Origin of the sequence: Sinorhizobium numidicum, assembly GCF_029892045.1 — a bacterium.
GTDB classification, from domain to species: Bacteria; Pseudomonadota; Alphaproteobacteria; order Rhizobiales; family Rhizobiaceae; genus Sinorhizobium; species Sinorhizobium numidicum.
The window spans coordinates 1,668,723-1,690,929 of record NZ_CP120367.1; the positions used below are offsets into that span (position 1 = coordinate 1,668,723).

Consider the following 22,207-nt stretch of genomic DNA (forward strand, 5'->3'; position numbering starts at 1 on the left):
CCTGCTACGTCCACTTGAGCAGCAGGGACTTCGGCCGGGCGCCCACAATGGTAATCACGAGCGCCAGATCTTTTGCGCCGGCCGGGACTATGAAGTTCTCGGCCATTCTGACCATGGCTCCCTTGCCCGCGCCGGCAGATGCCGTCGCACTGCAACGCGGCCGTTCGGCCGCTTCCGGATACATCTTGCGGACGATTGCCTCCGTCATGCGCACCGGTTCCCATTGGCGCCCCGCTGCATCCGTCAGCCGCACCTGGCAGGGGCTTTCGGAGAGGACTGCCGGATCATCGAGATGGGCCTCGAATTCGACGAGGATCACCCTGGCATCATCGGACGGTCCAGGCAGGCGCTTCAGATTGACCAGGCGCCATTGCGCGCCGGCATAAGCGCCTGCCTGGCCGGTCTCGGCAATTGCCGGCGTACCGCCGTGACGGGCCCGCCACTCTTTGAGGCTGCTCCAGGAGTGCACGGCGATTGCAGTCGGCAGCACGATCGCGAGGGCGGCAAGGCTCCTCCAGTAACGGCCGCTCTCACTGGCAGTCATCGCTCCCTCCTCATTCAGCCGTTAGCGTCCAGGCAAGGCCGTCTTGATTGCGCGCCAGCATGACAGTGGAGTGGCTGTTCGTCGGGCGCTCATCATCAATACTGATCCGAAGTTCCTCGCCAAGCGGCATCAAGTCGGAGCGGGCAAGAAGAAGCGTCCCGCCTCGCAGCTCGGATTGCGGCACCTCGAAGGCGAGCAGCACGGGTTTGGGCAGACCGGGCTCGAGGCGTTCGGTGATGAGATAGCCCGGCAAAGTCGAGAAGCGCTCACTGATCGCGTAGCGAATTCCGCTTGAGCCCAGCCATTCGGCCGAAGTCAGCGTAAGACTTTGCCTGTTTGCGACCGCAGCTCCTTCGATCAGCACCCAGACGCCTGACGTCGTGTAGTCACGAACCCGACCGAAGCTCTCCGTCTTGACGGTTCGAGCGAGATGCACATTCGCGATACCGACGGCAAAGTCCCGGCCCTCCACACGCGTCCCGGCTTTGCCGTGAATCGTGACAGGTGAGGTAATCTCGCTGTAGCCCGGCGTACTTTGCTGCAAACCATAAAGCGCGAGCGCTGCAATAATGAGCATGACCACAGGCTTTAAATTTCTCACCATCAAGACGCCTCCGCAGTGTCGCGGTCGACGGGAAGCCTCACGACAGCCGCCGGGTCACGATCGAACCAGCCTGATGCGCCGTAAAGATTGTCACGTCGTTTATAGATCTGGCTGCCGATCGCCAGGCGTAGTTCAGAAGGGACCGGCTTGGCCTCCGGCCACTCCCAGACCGCGATCAAGCGTTCGGGCATGTTCGGGTTGATGGCGCTGGCGATCCATTTGTCTCGCGCGAGGTAAAATGTCGGTTCGGGGACGCCATCCGAAGAAGGCTCTTCGATCGAAAGCAATCCCCGAAAGGCATTGCTGGTCGCAGCCGAGCGATTGTTGAGATCGAACTCGATCATGAGGAACCGCTTCGGCTCAAAGGGTTTCGTGCCGGTTGGTGGAACGGGGCCGAGCTCCGCTTTCTGTATCGTGACGATCCAGCGGCCGGTATCGACCGGCTCGCCAGCGGCAACGACCGGCACCGGATCCGGGTTTGCCGCCTCATAGACTGCAATTGCGAACGAGACGGCCGCCGCTGCCGTACCTCCGAGGCCAGCCACGGCAAGTGCGAACAGGCGCTTCTTAACGCGCGATTGTTGCACGATCGACATTGCCCCTCCATCCGTGCTTTCGGGAATCTTGAACTAAGGTTTCCCTCAAATGCCAGGCGCAACATAATCGGCCGTGTTCGGAAAATCAAAATGCATCAACCAACAGGCGAGGACGCTTGCCGGACCACCCCGGCGAGCGGGCGCGGCGGAACGGCTGCTTCCCGATCCCGCTCTAAGCCGCGGATTTGTCTGACATCGGAAAATCGCTGGTAAACGCGAACACATCGATCGGCTCGCCAACACCCCTTACCGGAAAGGCGCCAAGGTTCTCCAACTCGGTTTCGCATCCCGCCATTTCCACGAAGGCTCCGGAGAGCAGCACGGGACGCTTGATCTCCTTCGTCAGCCCCTCGAGACGAGAAGCAATATTGACGGCTGGGCCGATCACCGTGAAGTCGAGCCGCCTGCGCGAGCCGATATTACCGTACATGACATCGCCGACATGGACACCGATGCCGTAGCCGAGCGGCTCGCGTCCCTTGCCGAGGTTCTCCTCGTTCAGTTTCGCCAAGGCCGCCTCTGCCTCGCCGATGGCGCGAAGCAGGTTGGTGCACGCCATCGGGTTGGTGAGCGGAAAGATCGCCAGAAGCCCATCTCCCATGAACTTCAGAATCTCACCGCCATGCCTCTCGATCGGTTCCGACATGGCGTCGAAATAGCCGTTCAAAAGCTCGATGACGTCGTCGCGCGGCCACAGGCCCGACAAATGGGTGAAGTCGCGGAGATCGCAGATCAGGATCGCGGCGCCGACGGTGACGCCACTGCCGCGCGTCGTCGCACCGGCAAGAATCTGTTCGCTCGCATGCGGCCCGACATAGGTCTCCAAAAGTGTTCGCGCCAGACGGTTCTTCAGCCTGATCTCGCTGACAAGCGCCAGCGCCGGCAGCAAATCCTGAAAGAAAGCGATATCGTCCTTGTCAAAGCCACCGGGTCTATCGCTCGCGAAAGTAACGACGTGCCGCTTGCCGAGCGTATGCTCGAGCGGCCAAGCTATATATTCGGTGAGACCGTCAGCTTTAAGCTCATCGTAGAGCGAGTATTGCGGGCCATCCACGGTTGGGTCGTCGAGGCGCCGCCGCACCTCGTCTGCTCCGCTGTTGATCTCGTAGAGAGGACTGTTCAGATACAGTGCCGTATCTTCGACGCCGTATTCGAAGGTGTCTATCTCCGCCTCCGACAGCCCTTTTCGCCATAGGATCCGGGCACCGATCCATTGCGGATGGTGAATCCTGAAATGCAGCGTTGCGCGAGCGACCGGCACGCCTGCTTCCGACAATCTCCTGCACATCTCCACGAAGATATTGTCGATGAAACGTTCGTCGCGCGTCTCGATCACCAACCAGTCGAGAATTTTGCGCCGCCGAATTGGCCAGGTCCCCTCGCCTTCAGAAAGCGAACCGGAACTTGCCCTCGATAAAGAATGCATAACAATTCTCCGTCATGACCTGCCGCGTAACCAAGTGTTAGCGCGAGCGTCCTCAATCCGAAAGGAAAGGCGGCGGCCCCTCGGGTGCGCCAAGTGCCCGGCCCGCCAGCCTTCGTTAAAGTCCGAGCGATTGCTGCGCCGGTTCCGGCGGCCCGACACGGATGCCTTCGAGTTCAAGCATACGGATCTTGGCGGACGAGCCGCCCGGCGCTGAAAACCCACCGACCTTGCCGCCAGCGGCCAAAACCCGGTGGCATGGGATGATCAGGGCGACAGGATTTTTCGCCATCGCCTGGCCGACGTCGCGCGCCACCTCCGGCCCGGCGCCGAGTTCCTTCGCCAGCGCGCCATAGGTGGTCGTATGGCCCCATGGGATCTTCCGCGCAGCCGCGTAGATCTGCTTGAAAAAGGCGTCCTGGCCTTCAAGATCCAGTTCGAAACCGGAAAAATCAGTCTCCTTGCCATCGAAATAGCCCTTCACGGCGGCGACTGCCGCTTCTACCGGCGGCGGAGGCGCGCCCGGCTCGGCCCGTTCCAGACGGCGCAGCAAAAGCCGCTCGGTCGCCTCGGCGCTTCGCGTCGGCAATTGAAAACGGGTGATGCCGTGGTCGCTCCAGGCGATCCCGCAAAACCCGGCGGCGGTTTCGAAGATGAGGTAATGGTGCACGGTCGAACCTGCTATGTAATCTTCGGTTTCCTTTGCATCAAAATCGTGCGGCCGGACTTGGAATTCAACCCGTTTTCCGCCCCGGCCCGAATTATAGCAGGTTGAGGAGTTTTGCTGATGTCTATCCAAGCGCCTGGCTTGCCAAGGCATAGACAATCGGCCTGCCGCCATCTCGGTCTCCCTTCAGCCAGGGGCGCCTGAGCGACATGCTGGTGACGGTATCGTGGACCGGCAGACCCGACAGCGCCAGAAATTCCGGGAATGCACCCGCCTTCTGCCGCGTGTCGATGCGCAGGAAACTGCCGAGGTGGTCGGCGACATGCGGCCGCGTAACGGCAACGACGTCCTCGTCGCTGGCAGCAATGACGGGGCCGAACAACGGCTCCGGCGGGGAGCCGAAGGAAAACGTCCCGACGATCTTCAGCCTCGCGGTTTACGGCCTCGGCAAGTACCAAAGCTCAGGCATTTTATGCCTGGCGATCGTCGGCGGCGCATTTTCACTGTCCAGGGTGGTCTTGCCGACACGATCGGCATTCACCTCGCCTTCCTGATGCCCGTCGCCTGCCAATTGAGCATACAACCGCACTTCGCCGCAGAGCACCCTCCGCGCTTCTGCAAGCGCATAACGCTCTTGCGGCGAAGTTTCCCCCGCTGCGAGGTCATTTCCGTTTGGTCGTCGAAGCTATTTGCCGGCACGCGAGCAACCCAGGAGTGCCGCGGCCGGGACGCTCATGCACGTCCCGCCGCGGCTCGCCTCCTCAGGCCGCCGCTGTAACAACGATCCTGCAAAACGTCGCCTGCTTTTAGCCGACGAACAGCTGCCGCAACCGAGCAAACAGTGTTGGCTGTTTCTCGACAAGCATCCCGCGGATGTGCCGGGCGGCCGTCGATGCGCTCACCGTAGCGCCGAAATGGCAGTAGCAGATGACCTTATGCAATTGCTCGTCGCTCAGTTCGAAGAACCGCTTCGCTTCGCCGTAGCTGTCATTTTCCAGCCCGGCCGCCCGGAAAACCGGATCCTCGAAGGCGACGGAGATCGGCGAGCCGTCACCGCGCATCGCCGCGCGTACTCTTGCCGGCTGATACTCGGTTTCGTGCAGCGTCGAAAGCCGCCTGTGAGGATCTCGCTCCAGGAGCTCCGCCCAACGTTGAAGGCGCTCAGTGCGCGACAAAGTCCGGCGCGGAAAATCCGGGTTGACCTCGGCGACGATCTGCAGTTCGTCGATTGCATGGTGCTTCATTGTGACCTCCTACTCAGACGATAGTTGGTCCCCCATTTCCACCTCATACGCCAAGCAAGCGTGACTCCAACTCGCCGCGAAGTCCAATCACGAAAATGCCTCAGAACGATTTAACGTGCGAGAACATACAGGATTTGCCTCGCACGGCTGCTCCGCGCGACGGCGTCCGCCGTATCAAGCCCAAGCTGGCGTGGTCGTGCGCACGGCCGGCCTCAGCCGTTGACGGCACCGACGTCAATTCCCGCCACCATCTTGCGCTGGAGAATGAGCACGAGAACGAGCAGGGGCAATGTGACAGTTACAGACGCAGCCATGAGCTGGCCGAAGCCCACAGCGCTGCCGCTAACGGGGGCGCATCTACCTACAACTATAGATCGGCGCCACCGCCGCATAATCCAAAAAATTGTCTGTTCCCGTGGAAACACGGATTGTCTGTCGAGTCGTCGATATATGCCGACGAGAACGACAGGGACCGTTCTCTCCCTCATGCAAGTCGCATGAGAGAAATAGGGGTCGAGGGGTCAATCCATGAAGCGTAACGGCATCTGATTCAATCGGCGCCTGTCTCTCGCGACAGCGAGCGATACTCTCCTTATGGGCGCCTCTTCAAAGACCGCAACAATCCACTCTCCACGCCGAAGCGTCTGTTTCGGCGAGAAGCAACGCATGTCCCGATGCAACCTGTAAACAAGGAAACTGATATGGGAAATATCTTCGGAACGGCCGGCAACGACGTTTTGACCGGCAGCGATCTGGAAAATGATTTCATCATGGCGCTCGCGGGCGACGACACGCTCAACGGCGGCATGGGCAGCGACATGATGAATGGCGATGAGGGTAATGACCTTCTCAACGGTTCATTCCAGAACGACAATCTCATGGGCGGCGATGGCAACGACACACTGAACGGCAACAGCGGAAGCGATGTGCTGCAGGGTGGCCTGGGTCAGGACCAGCTCAACGGCGGCAGCGGCCGCGACATGATCATGGCATTCGAGCTCGAGGAGATTTCCGGCGACGTTGCCGACGGCGGCTCCGGCACCGACATGGCGATGATCGATTATTCGAGCCACGGGGCGAAACTCAATATCGCCATCAAGGACTGGATTGCGCCGCAGACGCTGACCGGCGGCATCCAACTGAAAAATGTCGAAGCCTTCAGCATCACCGGAACGGACTTCGACGATGCCATAACCGGTGGCAATTATTCCGACATGCTGATGGGCGGGCTTGGCCACGACAGGCTTTCGGGCGGGCGCGGCCATGACATTCTGCAAGGTGGGGACGGGAACGACACACTCACCGGCGGATACGGCTTCGACTTTCTAAATGGCGACGCCGGCAATGACATCGTCTCCGGCGAAGCGGGTGCCGACCAGCTCAATGGCGGGATCGGCGACGACAAGGTTTATGGAGGCGACGGGGCGGACTGGCTCACGGGCGATGCCGGCAATGATCTGCTTTCCGGCGGGAACGACAATGACGTCCTTACCGGCGGAGCCGGCACGGACAACCTTGCGGGCGACGTCGGCAACGACTCGCTCGATGGCGGCATCGGTGACGACAGGCTCGAAGGAGGGGCTGGCGACGACACGCTCAGCTATACCTACGGCGAAGGGAAGGACACCATCACCGACGCCAGCGGCAGCGACCGGCTGGTCGTCCGCAATTTCACCGGCAATTTCGCGGCGAAGCTGGCGACCGAGACCAACTCGCTTGCCGGTGGAACCACGTTCACGGGCATCGAGCATTATTCCATTTATGCGACGGGCTCCGGCATCAATAAGATCGTCACCGGCGCAGGTAACGATTATGTCGATGCCGCCGGCGGCGACGATATAGTCGACGGTGGCGCCGGCAACGACACGCTCCACGGCGGAATCGGCCGGGACAGCATCCTTGGCGGGACCGGCAATGATTATGTCAACCTGGGTGACGGCGGAGCCGACAAGGGGGATGGCGGCACCGGTACCGATACGGTCGCGGTTGATCGCCGCTCATTGACGACAGCGCAGACCTTCTCGGCGACGGGCAGCACCGCCACCCTGTCCGACGGCACCAGTCTGAAAAACTTCGAACATTATCGAGTGTCGTTCGGCTCCGGCAGCGACGTCGTGAAGTCCGTTGGCTCCGCGTCGAGCGTTAGCTTCTACGGCTATGGCGGCAACGACACGCTGATCGGAACCGCTGGCGCTGATACGCTCGATGGCGGCGAAGGCAACGACACGCTGAACTCCGGCGCCGGTAACGACGTGATCCGTGACTTTGGCGGCAAAAACATCATCACGGCCGGCGACGGCAATGATGTGGTCAATGTTGGCGACGGCGCGACCGGCGCGGCGAACAACACCGTCAATCTCGGAACCGGCAACGACAGCTTCACCCGCACCGCCTCGACCGGAACACTCGCCGTCGAAGGCGGCACCGGAACCGACTCGGTCGCGATCAACTTCAGCAAATACACGCAAGGCATCACCTTCAAACTCGCGCCGACGGTAACCGTCACCAACGCGCCCGTCACGGTGAAGAATGTCGAGCGGGTCGCGCTCGTCGGCGGCACCGGAAACGATCTCTTCGTCGGCGGTAGCCTCAATGATGATCTGCGTGGTGGCGCCGGCAACGACAATCTCAGCGCCGGTGCGGGCAACGATTTCCTCTCCGGCGACGCCGGCAACGATACCCTGCACGGTGGAGCGGGCAACGACACCATCTATGGTGACACCGCCACAACCAGCGGCGGCAGGGACGCGATCTATGCCGAAGACGGCAACGACAAGGTCTTTGCCGGCATCGGCGACAGATCCGATGGTGGTACCGGCACCGACGTTCTCAATCTCAATGTCTCCGAGCAGACGAAAGACATCGCCTTCAACTTCTCGACCGGCACGGTGAACGTCGACACGGCGACCTCATTCAACGCCTTTGAAGCACTCGAATATGCGGGCAGCAAGGGCAAGGACACGGTTACCGGCGGCACGCTCAACGATTTCCTTGATGGCAGGGCCGGCAACGATGTTCTCAGAGGCGGTAACGGCAACGACACGCTGCGTGACGGGGCCGGCGACGACCAGCTCTTCGGGGATGCCGGAAACGATCTTCTCACCCGCACGGTTCACTCCGGCAAGGACGCCTTCGACGGTGGGCTCGGTGTCGATACGCTGAGCTTCCAGGAAGGCGAGACCTCGGTCGTTCTTGACCTCCAGAACCAGGCCAAGAACAAGGGGCTGGCTCTGGGCCTCACGGTCAAGAATTTCGAGACGATTATCGGCAGCATGTCCGATGACGAAATCCACGGCGATGCCAACGGCAATACGCTCTACGGCAAGGGCGCCGACGATATCCTTGATGGGCGCGACGGAAACGACACGCTTTACGGCGGGGCAGGCGACGACTGGCTCACCGGCGGGGCCGGACGGGACAGGTTCGTTTTCGACCGGGACGGCAGGGACGGTGAAGGTGATGTCATCACTGACTTCGTCCGCGGCCAGGACTCGCTCGTCATTGATCGCGGTGCCTTCAACATCGCTGCTGCGGACACGACCGTAACGCTGGTAACCGGCACCGATCCGGTCGCGACCAGCACCAAGGGCACCTTCCTGTTCGAAACCGATAACGGGCGCCTCTGGTACGACGCCGACGGCAAGGGCGGCACCGCCGACCTGGAACTCGTTGCTATTCTGCAGAACGTCAAGGCTCTGGCGACGAGCGACTTCTCCTTCCTCTGAGGAAACGCCATCGCGAGAAGGCGCCCGTCCCGCGAGAGCGGGGCGGGCGTTTTGGCTTACAGCGCCGTGCGTCTTTTCAGACGCGATTGACGAACCATGCGGTATGCCGAAGAGACCGCGGCCGGGCATTTCTGTAACGGCTCGTGGCTAAAAACAGACGATCGACGACGCGTGCTCCTATAAGCGAATACCGAGCCTCGTCTCCTCCCTGCACCATGATCTCTCATTGGCGAGAGCAGAAGCCTTCGCCGATCCTCCGCCCACGGTCGCGCGAGCAGGAGTCGCAACAAGGCTCCTATGGCAGGCCGTTACTCCGCCTATTGCAATCAGAAGCGATTGTCGCCTCACATTGGCGTTTGGAAGGGGCATGGCCCTTCCAAGGTCAGCGTGATTCCCGCCGCCGAGGATCGTAGCGCGTCGCGATACGACAACGCCATCGGGGCAAGCCGTCCGATATCAGGCGCCGGGGGGCATGCCTACTGCATGAGAACACGTGGGCACAGAAAGCATCATGACCTTGGATTGAGCCAATCCAAGGTCATGATGTGATCGATTTTTAGGTGGGACGCGAGCGGCGGACGGAACGTCTTTTCACACCGCCCGCGCTCTGGCGGCGGGGTGGGCCGCCCGTTCGGCTCAGTCCTCGCGGAACGCGTGCCGCATCTGGTCGGTCAGCGGCTTGGTCAGATAGGAGATGACCGTGCGGTCGGCGATCTTGATGAACACCTCCGCGGGCATCCCCGGATAGAGAGAAAGCCCCTTGAGCTTGGCGAGACTCTCCGGCTTCGGACGGATGCGCAACGGATAGTAGCTCACACCGGTACGCTCGTCGGTGACGAGGTCCGGCGCAACTGTCACGACTTCCGCCTCGACCTCGGGCGTGGTGCGCTGGTTGAAGGCGCTGAAGCGGACGTCGACCGGCTGGCCGATGCGGATCTGGTCGATTTCATGCGTGGCGACCCTCGCCTCGACGGTCAGGTCGTCAGCCTCGGGGACGACCAGCATCAGCGTCTCGCCCGCATTGACCACGCCATTGATCGTGTGGATCGCGAGCCTGTAGACGCGCCCCGAAAGCGGAGCGGTTATGTCGAGCCGACGCAACTGGTCGGTCGCGGCAGTGCGGCGCTCCTCATATTCGGCGACCTTGGCCTCGACGTCCGTCAGCTCCTTGGAGATCTCGGTGCGCCGATCCTCGTCGAGCTGCAGGATCTGCAGATCGATCTCGCTCGATTTACCGCGGGCCTGGGCACGGGCGGCGATATGCCGTCCGCGGTCACCCTCCAGCTCCGCGCGCTGCCGCTTCAGCGTCGTCACGCGCTGCATCGGCACCAGACCCTGGCCATAAAGGGAATCCACACCCGCAAGTTCCTCCGCGATCAGTTTCAGCGCGTCCTCGATCGCCTTCAACTGAACGGTCAGCCCTTCGATCTCGTCCGCCAATTGCGCCTTTCTCGACGCAAGCTGACCTTTCATACCGATCAATGCCGCGCGGCGGCTCGCAAAGAGCTTCTGTTCGCCGTCGACGAGCTTAGCAGCCGCCGCACCGGAGATGAATTCGGCAAGGTCCTCATCGATTTCAAAGGACGGCGCACCGATCCGCTCGGCCAGGAGCCGGGCTCGGCGGGCGTAGAGCTGCGCCAGCGTGCTTTCGACGATGGCCAGATTGGCCCGTACGGTGGTGCCGTCGAGGCGGACCAGGACCTGCCCGGCATCGACGCGGTCGCCCTCTCTGACCAAAAGTTCGCCGACGATACCGCCTGTCAGATGCTGAACTTTCTTGACGTTGTCGTTGACCACCACCACGCCCCCGGCGACGATCGCACTCGACAACTCCGTCGTCGCAGCCCAGCCGCCGACACCGACGACGAGGGCAAGCGCGAGGATCGAGACCCCCATCATGTGGCGACCAAGCGAGCGGCGTGCGCTCGTCATCTGTTGCTTGCTGCCGCTCATTTCGCTGCCTCCTGGCCTTCGGCGACGATCTTCAGCGGCTTCGGTCGCTCCGCCTGCGGCGGGCGAAGCACCTTGCCCAACACTTCTTCCTTAGGGCCGAAAGCCTGCACGCGCCCCTCGTTCATCATCAACACGAGATCCGTGCTTGCCAGCGCACTCGGCCGATGGGCGATAACGACGGCGATGCCGCCGCGGGCGCGCACATTCAAGATCGCCGCGCTCAAAGCCTGCTCGCCCTCCGCGTCGAGGTTGGAATTCGGCTCGTCGAGGACGACGAGGAAGGGGTCGCCATAAAGCGCTCTCGCAAGCGCCACCCGCTGGCGCTGGCCGGCTGAGAGGGACGTGCCGCCCTCCCCGATCTCGGTATCGTAGCCGTTCGGAAGCCGAAGGATCAGCTCGTTGACGCGTGCCGCCTTGGCTGCCGCGACGATCGCCTCGGATGTCGCATCCTCAGCGAAGCGGCAGATATTCTCAGCCACGGTGCCTGCGAAGAGTTCGACATCCTGCGGCAGATAGCCGATATGCTTGCCGAGCGCGTCACTGTCCCATTGGTCGAGAGCCGCACCATCGAGGCGGACCGCGCCGCGATAGGCAGGCCAGATTCCGAGGATAGCGCGCGCCAGCGATGATTTGCCCGACGCGCTCGGGCCGATGACGCCAAGTGCGCTGCCGGCGCGCACGACGAAGTTCACATCCGTAACGATCAGGCGTTGTGCCGCCGGCGGGCCGCTTGCCAGTCCTTCGACGCTAAGGCGCTCGTGCGGAGCCGGCAGCGCCAGAGGCGTATCTGCTTCCGGTAGCGCATTAAGCAATTCCTTCAGCCGTTGCCAGCTTTGGCGCGCCGACACAAGGCCGCGCCAGTTGCCGATCGCGAGTTCGACGGGGGCGAGCGCCCGGGCAGTGAGGATCGAGCCGGCAATGATGATGCCGGGCGAGGCCTCGCCGTTGATGACGAGAACCGCACCGGCCGCGAGCACGCCCGATTGTAGCGCCATTCGGAAGACCTTCGACAAGGCGCCGTAGCCATTGCCGATATCGGACGTGCGCCTGTTCTCCTCACGGTAATCGGCATTACGGCGCTCCCAGAGGTTCGCCAGCCGCCCGGCCATCCCCATCGCCTGAACCACCTCGGCATTGCGCTGAGAGGCCTGGGCAAAGGCGTTGCGGAGACCCCCTGCCTCCGCTGCCTTCTTGGCCGGTGCCTGGGTGCCGCGATTGGTGAGATAGGTGAGGATTGTCAGGATCAATCCGCCGCCGATCGTCATCAGGCCGATGACCGGGTGGAACAGGAAGCATATGGCGATGTAGAAGGGCAGCCACGGCAGGTCGAAGAGCGCAGCCGGTCCGGCCCCCGAGAGGAACGATCGAACCTGATCGAAATCGCGCAGAGCCTGAAGACCATCGCCCTGCATCCTGAGCTTCAAGGGCGCCCTGACAAGCGCGCGGTAGATGCGCCCGCTCATGGTCTCGTCAAGCGCGCCCGCGATGCGCACGAGCATCCGCCCGCGGATCAGCTCGAAAGCTCCCTGGAAGCCGTACAGCAGCAGAGCGAGAAGGCAGAGCGCGACGAGCGACGGAATGCTGCGGCTCGGCAGAACCCGGTCGTAGACTTCGAGCATGAAGAACGACCCGGTGAGATAGAGAATGTTGACAAGCGCACTGGCGATTCCGACGCCGACAAAGGCGGTGCGGCAATTGCGCAAAGCCGAGGCGGGATCGGCGTTCGGGCTCGTCGATGTTGCTGCGAATCTAGACACTGGCTGGAGTCTCCGCGCCGGCGGATCTAACCGCTCTAGCCAAGGTCTCGCCCTGACCACAGTACGTCGAAGGATAAAAAGGATGTTCGGTCATGTTCCCGTCCCCTGCTCGAAATATGCCTATGTTTTTCAAAGCTCGCAATGAAGAGTTGTTCCCTGGGAAACAGTGATCTACTCCAAAGCTTGCCCGTGACGACCAGTCGATGTCGGGCCTCCGCCTGAACGCGTCGCGACCATCATCTCTGCACAGCTTCTGCATGCGCCGCTCCAAGGTTATGACGGCCACGCCGAATGCAAGATCAACCCGACCCAAGACTTTTCCCGATGTTAATGGGATGATGTTAATCTGTTGACATCATCTTTTTTCGCGAGCCCATAACCTGCTTACCCCGGCGAAGCATGAAGCAATATCTTAAGAACCTGACGGGGAAGACACGAAGCGAGACAACGGACCGGCATCTCGCTTCTGTCTGACTTTCGTCGCGGGCGGCGAATGCCGGTGGAATCGTACTGACATCGACACTGACAGGGCGCCGATCCGTGCGGACCGAAACAAGCTGCGGCTTCTTCTGTCGCTGATCGGCCTCTTCCTTGTCGGCGGAGTTTGCGGCGCATTTCTGTTCCACGGCCTGGGGGCCGCCGCGGCGATCTTCCTCGCCGCACCGGTGATGACGATTGCCGCGTTGCCCGTAATCGAGGACGTTCGGACCGCACTGGGTCTATAGGCGAATGACGGCTCGCCGGACCTCGCTCGCCCGTCAACCCATCAAGACTCGAGCGTCCAGCGACGGGTCCGCGTCCCTCGCTGGTTCGATGCCGGCATATCGCCCTTCAATACTGCCTCCCCTGCCCCACGTAGAGGCAAGGCTCATCAGCTCCTCCATCTCTTTTCTGAGCTGGTGCCAAGCGAGAATGTCCTCAGCATGGGGTGCATTCGCACGTGGGTCGTAGAACCGGCTGATCTCCTCGCCGCTATCGTTGCGGACAGCTTCCAACCGCCTCTTCAAGGCGTTCACCTCGTCCTTCACGACGAAGTAGCGGCGCATTACCGCAATGAGCGCAAGATCGTTCGGGCTGGCAGTCAAGGCTCTGCTCCACGTCGTTTCATCGCTTGAGACCGGTCGAAAGAGCGAACATCGCCGGTCGAGGGGAAGCCCATCCCATCGCCCGAAACTTTGACCCTTTTCCGGCGGGAATAAGAAAAGCGCCCGCATTAGGAGACTGCAGGCCAAGAAATGAAGGAGCAGCGTTGAAGCAGCGCCGAACCTTTCGCGCTGAGAGTCTTGTTATTTCTTTCGGTAGATCAGCACCGGGATCGCCGAATGCGTCAGTACCTTGGCGGCGACACTGCCGATGATCAAAGCGCCGACGCCACCGCGGCCGTGCGAAGCCATGACGATGAGATCGGCACCGATTTCCTCCGCCTTCCCGATGATCGCGCGGTACACCTCATGGCTGCGAACCTGATCGGTTTCGCACGGAACGCCGGCGCGTTCGCACTTGATCTGGGCGGCGGCAAGCGTCTCGGCCGTATGCTGACGGGAGAGGGCTTCGTACTCTTCCCTGGTGCTGCCGAGTTGCTCCACATCGGCCGAAAAGAAATGGAACGGTTCCATGACCGAAAACAAAGTGACTTTCGCGCCCACTTCCTTGGCGAAGGTGATCCCGGCATCCACGGCAAGCGTGGCAAGTGGTGAGCCGTCGGTGGGGATGAGAATGTTGCGGAACATGGAGGCCTCCCGATTTAGGTCGAAGTCCAGGCTGGTCACAGCCGCATTGATCCACGCCCATTAATTTAGCTTTACCTTAATTATATCAGAAGCAAGCGAAATGAAAAAACGGCCCGGCGGTAATCCGCCGGGCCGTTTCGTCATCGTGATGTCTTCGTTTCAGACTTCCACGTGCCGCCGGTTCATGCCTTCCTCGGCGCTCTCGCCTAGCCGTTGCCGTCTGTTATGCCGGATCGAAGACCAGAGCGAGAGACCAATAAGGCTGGCGCCGCCAAGGCCGGTGATGACTTCCGGAATGTGGACCAGTGTCTGGAAATACATCACCACCGAAAGGATCAGGATCGCGTAGAAGGCACCATGCTCCAGGTAGCGGTATTCACTGAGCGTACCCTTTTCCACCAGCATGACCGTCATGGAGCGGACATACATGGCACCGATGCCGAGACCGATCGCGATGACGAAAAGGTTCTGCGTCAGTGCGAAGGCGCCGATGACTCCGTCGAATGAGAAACTGGCGTCGAGCACTTCCAGATACAGGAACGCGCCGAATCCGCCCTTGGCCGCCGCACTCATCGTCCTCTGGGAAGCGTCCAGCAACCCACCCACGACCTCGACAACGAGAAAAGTGAGCAGACCATAGACGCAGGCATGGACGAAGACGATTGCCTCTTGCCTTTCAAGCAAGGTCGAAAAAGCAAGGATGAGGCTGAGCACAAAGGCGATCTCGATGCCCTTGATGCTCGCAAAGCGCGCCATCCTGCGTTCAAGCCATGCGACCCAGTGCACATCCTTCTCGTGGTCGAAGAAGTAGTTGAGACCCACCATCATCAGGAAGGTTCCGCCGAAAGCGGCAATTGGCAGATGCGCCTCGTTCATGATGCGGGCGTACTCTTCGGGCCGCGCTGCGGCAAGGATCACCGCCTCTATGGGACCGATGTGCGCCGCGATGACGACGATCAAAAGCGGAAAGACAATGCGCATGCCGAAGACGGCGATGATGATGCCCCAGGTCAGGAACCGCTGCTGCCAGACAGGCGTCATGTCCTTGAGCTTGTTGGCGTTGACGATCGCGTTGTCGAAGGAGAGCGAAATTTCGAGAACAGCAAGCACCGTGCAAATGAAGAAGACGGTCGCCGTGCCGCTGAAGGTACCGGTTGATTGCCAACCGAGCCAGGCGCCGAGCAGGAGGCCCAGCGCCGTGGTGATGAAGGCCCATTTGAAGTAACTGAGGGCTGTCGCTTGCGAACGGGGCTGTGTCATGGGCGAACCTCCCCTACGCGCCCCGTCAGCGCGCTGGCAAGCGGGAGATTTCTTACAACAAAAAAGTGCACAGCCCTACAGGCACATGCGTGAGGCATGAGATCAGTTTTCATGATAGCTAAATCCGCCGGCTTGATTTGCTGGCGGTACCGACATCACGAGAGCGCCGTAAAACTCTCGCCAGAGGGGCCCGGCACCAGTGTGTTCCTCCCGCGATCCGATGTCTGAAGGCGGGAGCGCCCTTTTAATTAGCAATGCCGCGCCGGGCGTCAAGGGGCGAAGCAGGCGGCGCGCGGGCACTGTGCCGTCTCTGCGGCTTGTGCGCAGGAGCGAAAAAAGACACTATTCGCGGTTCGCCTCTCACGGGAACCAAAGTTCGCTCTGCCAGTTTTCCATGAGCGATAACAACCTGTGAGGCAAAGCGCCATGCACTGCTTCTGGTGGGATAAGAGCGTCGAGCTGGAACTCGGAGACGGAGGCAAATATCGCGACGTGAAGAGCACGCGCGAGGCGGTAGAATGCCTGCTGGTGCGCTGGCCGCGCCAGAATGGACGCGCTCTCGCGGCCGCCAAGCGGACGTGCCTCCAGGCGTTGGAGGGCAAGGTCAAGAGTGAGAAAGCTCGGAGGGCATTCATCAAGGCGGCCGAGGAGGCGCACATCTTCATCCGGAATCAATAGCGATACGAAATCCGGATCTGATGCTCGTGCAATCTTGCCGCCGCAAAGCGCCGAAAGCAGGAACCTGCTGCGGATTGAAATCCCGGAGCGTCCCTGGCGTTCACTTCGGCGCAAGGCGCCCTAGATCAAGGTAGTCGACTCCCGGGCTTGGGGTGCGGCACGCCTGGCGCGTGGGTGCCCGGCTTCGCTTCGCCGGCCCCGATTTCGGGATGAGGAAGCAAAACGATGTACGAGATGCCATGGAGCAAACCGGTCAATGTCAACATGCTGGACGGCAGATGCCGAACAGTTATCGGCCCGCTCGACGCGATGAAGTGTCTTAAGAGCGAATGGCCCGTGCGCAATGGGGCCTATTACGGTTGCGCGATCCGCGCCTGCGAGGCGGCGCTCAAGCATAAGAAGAGACCCGAGGAAGCACGGGCAGCTTTCATCGCCGCCTCCCGGGAAGCCTTCTTAACGATCGTGGCCGCGGCGAGGCAGGAGGAGAAAGCCGATGGACACCGGCCCTTGGAATGAATGCGTGCCGGTCCGGCTCCCGAATGAAACGGCCGTGCATATGGTATCGAACACACGTCAGGCCGCGGAGCTGCTGGCGAAAAGCTGGCCGGTCAGCCACGGGAAAGCCTATGAGAACGCAATCGAGGTCTGCCTTGCGGTGCTCGAGCGCGACTACCCTTCTTATATCGCGCGTGCAGCCTTCGTGGCGGCGGCGAAGGAGGCGCAAGTATATCTGCTGAATTGAGATCGTTGCGACCCGCCGGCCATTTACTTGCTCGCAACGAGCCTGCGCATGTGGCGCGTGTTTGAGAGCCACCGGTCCATCCGTTCTTCTGCTTCCGGCAAGAGCGGAACTCTTTTTCATTCCAGGGGTTTAGAGGCGAACGAACGGGAAGGGTCTCGGCCGCACGTCGGTCGATTTTTTGGAGCCGGTCGCGTCCGTCGTCTGGACAACCATGCAAGGTCATAGTGGCACAAAGGGCGGGTCGGGTGCTTGAATGTCTTGGACAACAAATCGGTTCGGCAAATTCTCGACGACGGTGGCGGAATATACCGGCAGGCCGGTCACGTTCGTGCTCGCTGTTGCCGTGATCGTTCTCTGGGGCCTCACGGGCCCGTGGTTCGGCTTTTCTGAGACGTGGCAGCTGGTTGTGAATACCGGCACGACGATCATAACGTTTCTGATGGTCTTCGTTCTCCAGAATTCGCAAAATCGCGACGGTACGGCGCTGCAAGCCAAGCTTGACGAGCTGATCCTGACGAGTTCGGCCGAAAACAAATTCATAGGCATTGAGAAACTGGACGAGAAGGAGCTCAAACGCCTCAGCGAAATTCTGAGGGAGCATGCACAAAGCGAGGACGATCAGGCGCTTCACAAGAAGATAACCGAAGTAACCGGCCGACGCGCGAAGGCGGCCAGTCTCGAGTAACCGCAATTTCGGGCGTCGGCGAAGAGATCCTGGCGGCAAGGCAAGTGGAACCAAAAATGGCCCGCAGCCGTTTGCCTGACGACCGAAAACGGGATCTAAGAAAGCGAAAAGACTCTAACCCGCATCTCACGCGTCGGAAAACGATCGCGATCCGATTTCATCGTGATCCAAGCTTTTAGAGCGCAATCGAGGAGGACGAGGATATGCATGTGGTAGGCACACAGGTCATTCCCGAACAGGGCGGAAGGGCCGGCTTCACCGTCGAATTCGTCGGCGAAGGAGGCGAGGTCGTTTCTGTTTCGATGCGCAACGATGAGTCGCGCAGCCTGAACCGGCTGAACGCGGTCGAACGGGCGAAAGCCGTCATGCTGGAGCTCGCGAATGCAGACATCAGCACTCCCGAGGAGGGCACCAAGAGCGAAGTGAAGTCGCACCGGAGCGCGAGGATGACTGGAGACAAGGACGAGATGGAAAGACAGCTCGACGAGGGGCTTGAGGACAGCTTTCCGGCCAGCGATCCGGTCTCTGTCACGGCTTCGACCATTCCTACCGACCGCGCGAAGAAACATTAGCGATGACACGCCGATCATCCGTCGCCCTCGTTACCGGTGCAGGATCCGGCATCGGCAGAGCCACGGCACTTACGCTCGCTTCTGAGGGCGTGAGGGTGGGGGTTTTAGGGCGTACACGCTCCGAGGTCGAAAAGGTGGCCTCCGAAATCAGCGCCGCCGGCGGTCAAGCCCTTGCCCTTGAAGCGGACGTATCGGACGAGTTGCAGATGCGCAACGCGGTGACGGAACTCCTTTCCGAGTTCGAACACCTGGAAATCGTCGTCGCCAATGCCGGCATCAACGGTGTTTGGGCGCCGATCGACGATCTGAAGCCTTTCGAATGGGATGAGACTATCGCGGTGAACCTACGCGGCACTTACCTGACACTTCACACCACGATACCCCATCTGAAGAAGAACGGCGGAGGTGCTATTGTCGTCGTCTCGTCGATCAACGGCACCCGAACGTTTACCACGCCCGGGGCGACAGCCTATACCGCTACCAAGGCAGCACAGGTCGCAATGGTTCAGCAACTGGCTCTGGAGCTCGCAAAACACCGCATTCGGGTGAATGCCGTCTGTCCGGGGGAAATCAAGACGAGCATCGATGAAAACACCAGTTTGCGCCACGAAGAGGAAACCGCCATTCCGGTCGAGTGGCCGGAGGGCCAGGTTCCGATTACCGGCGGCAAACCGGGTCGCAGCGAGGACGTCGCGGAGGTTATTCGATTCCTCGTGTCCGATGCCGCGAGGCATATCACCGGAAGCCCTATTTGGGTCGACGGCGGGCAAGGACTACTGAGATAGAGCGGCCGGTCAACGGAAGCCGCTGCGTCATGCCAGCCTATTTTCCCTTTGTCTTACCGGCGTCTCTAAGCTTGCCGCGATGCGGGTCCTTCAGATTCTCACCGACCGCGTCCCGGTCTCGTTCAGGATCATCCTTGGCGGGGAGATAGCCTCGCGGCCGCGTCTCCTCTGGACCTTCCCATCTCGGTGATTGCTCCGTCGTGCCGGCGGGTCCCGTTTTTGGCGTTTTCATCTCAGTCTCCAAGAACGAATATCTTTCATTGCAAACGGCGGCGACTGCAAATCGTTCCGGTGCACTCTGCTCGCCTTGCCGCGCGCTTAAGACCAAACTCGCCTCTATCCGAGTTTTTGAGCTGGCCTCTAGCGCGGGATGACGAAAAGTATGCGCGGCTTCCGTCTGCATCCACTCTAAATTACTACAATCGGTCACGTTCATGAGTTTGGATTCGACCCCTCAAGAAAAGGGCCCCACCGGCGTGGTGGAGCCCACTACATGCACCAGTAATATGAGACCGCGCGGATCCGTAGGGGCTTGCGGAGAGGGAACTGTTTCCACGCGATCCGACAATTAAACTTGGAGGAAGACGCTTTGTTCCAGACGGTAGCGTGGAAATCTTGTCGATACCTCGATTTTTACCAGAACCGCTGCATTCGCGCCGGAGGAGAAGACGTTCCGAGTAGATAGCCAGCAGCGAAGGCAAGGGTTGCGACGAGCAGCAACGTGCTGCCGACGGCTGTCGGATGCTCGCGAGCCGTCCCGGCGACCACCGCCGCCTCGTCGCGCATGTACCGCGCCGCCTCCTGCGTCCTGGTTTTCACGTTCCCGGTATCGGTCGGTTTGCCGGTAAAGCCGGCCTTGAGAGTTTTCGGTGTTGCTGCCATCGTCCTGTTCCTCAATCCTGATCCTTCATACCGGGTAACGGATAGCGCTGATCGTCATCCTCCAGGTCGGACTTCACGATGTAATCGTCCTTCTTCGACCGCATTGCTTCGCGCAACGCCCGATGGCTCGGAAGATCGTCCGCCTCAATCGGTGGTTTTTTTGCGTCCGGATGCAGGTCACTGTCGCTCTTGATCGGCCCACCCTTGTCAGCGGCGCCCGTCGTCACGCCCATCGGTTGCTTTTTGCCCTTTTCCATGTCGGCCTCCTCAACGTTCGTCATGGGTCAACGTCGAGCGGAAGGCGAAGTTCCATCGCCCCAGCGCTACCACGTGCAGCGACATGAGCCCCCCGCCGAAGCGACGGTTCAGTCGACGGTTGCAGGAAGGCGTGTACCGCTTTGTTCTCTCGGCACCTGGTCGGCAGCGTTATAGATCAACAGCGCAAGAGCCGCCGCCGTCAGGATAACGATACCAGCAAGAATGGTGCGCGGTTTCATTCGCAATCGTCCAGGCCGACAAAACTCCGGCAGTGCAGTTTTGGTTCCGCCGGCCATCGGCTATTCCAATGCCCGGGAACAAAGGGGGTGGGCCTGAGTTAGGCCCGCGAGTTTGCGAGCGCGACGATGCAAGATCATGCGGCGTGCAGCTTGCCGAGGAGTTCTTGACCGATGGAAAACTACCCCCGCCCTCCGTTTCAACCTCAGTCCCAAGAGATACCCGGAACCACCGATCGCATGCAGCCGCTACCGGACCACGGGGAGAATTCCTACAAGGGATCTGGTCGTCTGCAAGGCAAGAGAGCCATCATCACCGGCGGCGACAGCGGCATCGGGAGGGCTGTGGCGATTGCTTATGCCCGAGAGGGCGCGGACGTCCTCATCTCCTATCTCAGCGAGCATGAGGATGCCAAAGCAACCCAGGCCCTTGTCCAGGAAGCGGGCCGCAAGGCCGTGCTCGTCGCCGGCGACATTCAGTCTTCCGCTCATTGCAGGCGAATTGTCGATACGGCCGTAAAGGAGCTTGGCGGCATCGATATTCTCGTGAACAACGCCGCCCACCAATCGTCTTTCAAGACCATCGAAGATATCCCCGACGACGAATGGGAGCTAACTTTCAAGGTGAACGTACACGCGACCTTCTACCTGACGAAGGCGGCGGTACCGCATATGAAGAGTGGCAGCGCCATCATCAATACCATCTCCATCAATGCCGACAGTCCCAATCCCAGCCTTTTGGCCTATGCGGCCACGAAAGGGGCACTTCAGAATTTCACGGCGGGTCTGTCGCAAATATTGGCTGAAAAAGGCATACGCGCGAATGCCGTGGCGCCGGGCCCGATCTGGACGCCGCTGATCCCCTCCACGCTTCCCGAGGATTCGGTCATCAACTTCGGCAAGCAGGTTCCGATGAAGAGGCCCGGGCAACCGGCGGAACTCGCCTCGACCTTCGTGATGCTTGCCGATCCGATCTCAAGCTACGTTTCGGGCGCGACGATCGCCGTCACCGGCGGGAAGCCGATCCTATAGACGTTCGACCGCGACGGTTCATGTCGAGACCGCTGCTACTTGCGCGCCAGGCTGAAAGAGAAATGGCTGCCGCGGTGATAGTCGATGGCGTAGATCACCGGCATGCCGGTCGTGTCATAGCAGGTTTCACGGATCAGCAACGCCGGACCGAAATCCTTGAGATCATTGCGCGCGATCACGTCTTCCGGCAGCATGACCGCCGATACGGTTGCAGCCGACATTCGCGGCCGGTGCTTATATCTCTCAAGCAGAGCGAGGAGAGAACCGCTCCAGTCGATATCGTAAAGGCGCGCCGGCACAATGCTGCGCGGCACGTAGTCGACGCAGTACATGATCGGTTCGTCCTGCTCCAGACGCAACCGCTCGATGCGGATCACGCGCTCGCCGGCGCCAAGCTTCAGTCTTTCGGCGGTCGTCTCATCCGGCGCCTCTTCCGAAATGGACAGAACCTTGTTCACGGTCGTGTATCCGTAATGGCGCGCCATATCGGTGACGCTCTCGAACACGGTAATCGGTCGCTCCACCTGGACCGCCGCGGTCGGAGAGACGAAGCGGCCCCGTCCATGCTCGACATAGATCATATCGTCCTGCTCCAGGAGCTTCAGAGCCTCGCGCAGCGCTGGACGTGATATCTTGAAGCGTTGCGTGAGCTGCGATTCCGTCGGCAGTTTATCGCCGGGCCTCAGCCCCTCGTCCCGGATGAGATCGGCAATGCGGTCGCGAAGCTGGATCACCAGCGTGCGCGTGTCGCGGAGGGGCTCGTCCAATTCTTTCACCTCGCGGCATTCTTCTCAGCGTCAGACGTTCTTGTCTGACAAATTTCGCAAGGTCAAG

General features: G+C 60.8%; 25 protein-coding genes and 1 pseudogene. 9 read left to right on the forward strand and 17 right to left on the reverse strand.

Annotated features, from left to right (window positions below):
* Positions 1 to 4: 4 nt before the first annotated feature.
* The 6 genes from PYH37_RS07950 to PYH37_RS07975 form a co-directional block, all read right to left on the reverse strand.
* Positions 5 to 544 carry a hypothetical protein gene (locus PYH37_RS07950; RefSeq protein WP_280730886.1) on the reverse strand — a complete coding sequence of 180 codons (540 nt, stop codon included), beginning with the start codon at positions 542 to 544 and terminating at the stop codon, positions 5 to 7.
* A gap of 10 nt (positions 545 to 554) precedes the next feature.
* Positions 555 to 1,148, reverse strand: a complete 594-nt coding sequence (locus tag PYH37_RS07955) for a hypothetical protein (protein WP_280730887.1) — start codon at positions 1,146 to 1,148, stop codon at positions 555 to 557.
* Positions 1,148 to 1,744 carry a hypothetical protein gene (locus tag PYH37_RS07960; RefSeq protein ID WP_280730888.1) on the reverse strand — a complete coding sequence of 199 codons (597 nt, stop codon included), beginning with the start codon at positions 1,742 to 1,744 and terminating at the stop codon, positions 1,148 to 1,150. Before PYH37_RS07960 ends, PYH37_RS07955 begins: the two co-directional genes overlap by 1 nt.
* A gap of 172 nt (positions 1,745 to 1,916) precedes the next feature.
* Positions 1,917 to 3,170, reverse strand: coding sequence for an adenylate/guanylate cyclase domain-containing protein (locus PYH37_RS07965; protein ID WP_280730889.1), 1,254 nt, complete (start codon positions 3,168 to 3,170; stop codon positions 1,917 to 1,919).
* Between the two features lie 115 nt (positions 3,171 to 3,285).
* Positions 3,286 to 3,837: a methylated-DNA--[protein]-cysteine S-methyltransferase gene (locus tag PYH37_RS07970; protein WP_280730890.1), complete on the reverse strand. Its 552-nt coding sequence runs from the start codon at positions 3,835 to 3,837 to the stop codon at positions 3,286 to 3,288.
* Positions 3,838 to 3,958: 121 nt separating this feature from the next.
* Positions 3,959 to 4,216: a hypothetical protein gene (locus tag PYH37_RS07975; RefSeq protein ID WP_280730891.1), complete on the reverse strand. Its 258-nt coding sequence runs from the start codon at positions 4,214 to 4,216 to the stop codon at positions 3,959 to 3,961.
* A 31-nt stretch (positions 4,217 to 4,247) separates the two neighbouring features.
* Between PYH37_RS07975 and PYH37_RS07980 the strand changes: the two are divergent.
* Positions 4,248 to 4,402: pseudogene (locus tag PYH37_RS07980) on the forward strand (glucose/galactose MFS transporter); the annotation flags it as partial.
* 238 nt (positions 4,403 to 4,640) lie between these two features.
* On the opposite strand, the gene PYH37_RS07985 reads toward PYH37_RS07980, so the two are convergent.
* On the reverse strand, positions 4,641 to 5,078 hold the full coding sequence (locus PYH37_RS07985; RefSeq protein WP_280730892.1) for a hypothetical protein: 438 nt from the start codon (positions 5,076 to 5,078) through the stop codon (positions 4,641 to 4,643).
* A gap of 701 nt (positions 5,079 to 5,779) precedes the next feature.
* Here PYH37_RS07985 and PYH37_RS07995 point away from each other — a divergent pair.
* The gene (locus PYH37_RS07995; RefSeq protein WP_280730893.1) at positions 5,780 to 8,803 is read left to right on the forward strand and encodes a calcium-binding protein; all 3,024 of its coding nucleotides are present in this window, start codon (positions 5,780 to 5,782) and stop codon (positions 8,801 to 8,803) included.
* A gap of 636 nt (positions 8,804 to 9,439) precedes the next feature.
* On the opposite strand, the gene PYH37_RS08000 is transcribed toward PYH37_RS07995, so the two are convergent.
* The 5 genes from PYH37_RS08000 to PYH37_RS08020 form a co-directional block, all read right to left on the reverse strand.
* Positions 9,440 to 10,756, reverse strand: a complete 1,317-nt coding sequence (locus PYH37_RS08000) for an HlyD family type I secretion periplasmic adaptor subunit (RefSeq protein ID WP_280730894.1) — start codon at positions 10,754 to 10,756, stop codon at positions 9,440 to 9,442.
* Positions 10,753 to 12,513 (reverse strand): type I secretion system permease/ATPase, encoded by a 1,761-nt coding sequence (locus tag PYH37_RS08005; RefSeq protein WP_280730895.1) that lies wholly within the window; start codon positions 12,511 to 12,513, stop codon positions 10,753 to 10,755. The genes PYH37_RS08000 and PYH37_RS08005 overlap by 4 nt, the downstream gene beginning before the upstream one ends.
* Positions 12,514 to 13,271: 758 nt before the next feature.
* Positions 13,272 to 13,598 carry a hypothetical protein gene (locus tag PYH37_RS08010; protein WP_280730896.1) on the reverse strand — a complete coding sequence of 109 codons (327 nt, stop codon included), beginning with the start codon at positions 13,596 to 13,598 and terminating at the stop codon, positions 13,272 to 13,274.
* Between the two features lie 201 nt (positions 13,599 to 13,799).
* Positions 13,800 to 14,243, reverse strand: coding sequence for a universal stress protein (locus PYH37_RS08015; protein ID WP_280730897.1), 444 nt, complete (start codon positions 14,241 to 14,243; stop codon positions 13,800 to 13,802).
* Positions 14,244 to 14,402: 159 nt separating this feature from the next.
* A complete protein-coding gene (locus PYH37_RS08020; RefSeq protein WP_280730898.1) occupies positions 14,403 to 15,503 on the reverse strand; it encodes a DUF475 domain-containing protein in 1,101 nt (366 codons plus the stop codon).
* A 426-nt stretch (positions 15,504 to 15,929) separates the two neighbouring features.
* Between PYH37_RS08020 and PYH37_RS08025 the strand changes: the two genes are divergently transcribed.
* The 6 genes from PYH37_RS08025 (at position 15,930) to PYH37_RS08050 (ending at position 18,965) form a co-directional block, all read left to right on the forward strand.
* The gene (locus tag PYH37_RS08025; RefSeq protein WP_280730899.1) at positions 15,930 to 16,181 is read left to right on the forward strand and encodes a DUF982 domain-containing protein; all 252 of its coding nucleotides are present in this window, start codon (positions 15,930 to 15,932) and stop codon (positions 16,179 to 16,181) included.
* 225 nt (positions 16,182 to 16,406) lie between these two features.
* Positions 16,407 to 16,697, forward strand: a complete 291-nt coding sequence (locus PYH37_RS08030; RefSeq protein WP_280730900.1) for a DUF982 domain-containing protein — start codon at positions 16,407 to 16,409, stop codon at positions 16,695 to 16,697.
* On the forward strand, positions 16,675 to 16,923 hold the full coding sequence (locus PYH37_RS08035) for a DUF982 domain-containing protein (protein WP_280730901.1): 249 nt from the start codon (positions 16,675 to 16,677) through the stop codon (positions 16,921 to 16,923). The genes PYH37_RS08030 and PYH37_RS08035 overlap by 23 nt, the downstream gene beginning before the upstream one ends.
* A 253-nt stretch (positions 16,924 to 17,176) precedes the next feature.
* A complete protein-coding gene (locus PYH37_RS08040; protein ID WP_280730902.1) occupies positions 17,177 to 17,608 on the forward strand; it encodes a low affinity iron permease family protein in 432 nt (143 codons plus the stop codon).
* 203 nt (positions 17,609 to 17,811) lie between these two features.
* A complete protein-coding gene (locus PYH37_RS08045) occupies positions 17,812 to 18,180 on the forward strand; it encodes a hypothetical protein (RefSeq protein ID WP_280730903.1) in 369 nt (122 codons plus the stop codon).
* A 2-nt stretch (positions 18,181 to 18,182) separates the two neighbouring features.
* The gene (locus PYH37_RS08050) at positions 18,183 to 18,965 is read left to right on the forward strand and encodes an SDR family oxidoreductase (protein ID WP_280730904.1); all 783 of its coding nucleotides are present in this window, start codon (positions 18,183 to 18,185) and stop codon (positions 18,963 to 18,965) included.
* Positions 18,966 to 19,002: 37 nt separating this feature from the next.
* Here PYH37_RS08050 and PYH37_RS08055 read toward each other — a convergent pair whose 3' ends face one another.
* The 4 genes from PYH37_RS08055 to PYH37_RS08070 all read right to left on the reverse strand — a co-directional run bounded on the left by PYH37_RS08055 (position 19,003) and on the right by PYH37_RS08070 (position 20,344).
* Positions 19,003 to 19,197, reverse strand: a complete 195-nt coding sequence (locus tag PYH37_RS08055) for a hypothetical protein (protein WP_280730905.1) — start codon at positions 19,195 to 19,197, stop codon at positions 19,003 to 19,005.
* Positions 19,198 to 19,598: 401 nt separating this feature from the next.
* Positions 19,599 to 19,847 (reverse strand): hypothetical protein, encoded by a 249-nt coding sequence (locus PYH37_RS08060; RefSeq protein ID WP_280730906.1) that lies wholly within the window; start codon positions 19,845 to 19,847, stop codon positions 19,599 to 19,601.
* An 11-nt stretch (positions 19,848 to 19,858) separates the two neighbouring features.
* Positions 19,859 to 20,104 carry a hypothetical protein gene (locus PYH37_RS08065; RefSeq protein WP_280730907.1) on the reverse strand — a complete coding sequence of 82 codons (246 nt, stop codon included), beginning with the start codon at positions 20,102 to 20,104 and terminating at the stop codon, positions 19,859 to 19,861.
* Positions 20,105 to 20,212: 108 nt separating this feature from the next.
* Complete coding sequence (locus PYH37_RS08070; RefSeq protein WP_280730908.1) at positions 20,213 to 20,344, reverse strand: hypothetical protein; 132 nt, start codon at positions 20,342 to 20,344, stop codon at positions 20,213 to 20,215.
* A 171-nt stretch (positions 20,345 to 20,515) separates the two neighbouring features.
* Here PYH37_RS08070 and PYH37_RS08075 point away from each other — a divergent pair, with 171 nt between their 5' ends.
* On the forward strand, positions 20,516 to 21,373 hold the full coding sequence (locus PYH37_RS08075; protein ID WP_280730909.1) for an SDR family oxidoreductase: 858 nt from the start codon (positions 20,516 to 20,518) through the stop codon (positions 21,371 to 21,373).
* A 35-nt stretch (positions 21,374 to 21,408) separates the two neighbouring features.
* Here PYH37_RS08075 and PYH37_RS08080 read toward each other — a convergent pair whose 3' ends face one another.
* Positions 21,409 to 22,140, reverse strand: a complete 732-nt coding sequence (locus PYH37_RS08080) for a GntR family transcriptional regulator (RefSeq protein WP_280730910.1) — start codon at positions 22,138 to 22,140, stop codon at positions 21,409 to 21,411.
* Between the last annotated feature and the right edge of the window lie 67 nt (positions 22,141 to 22,207).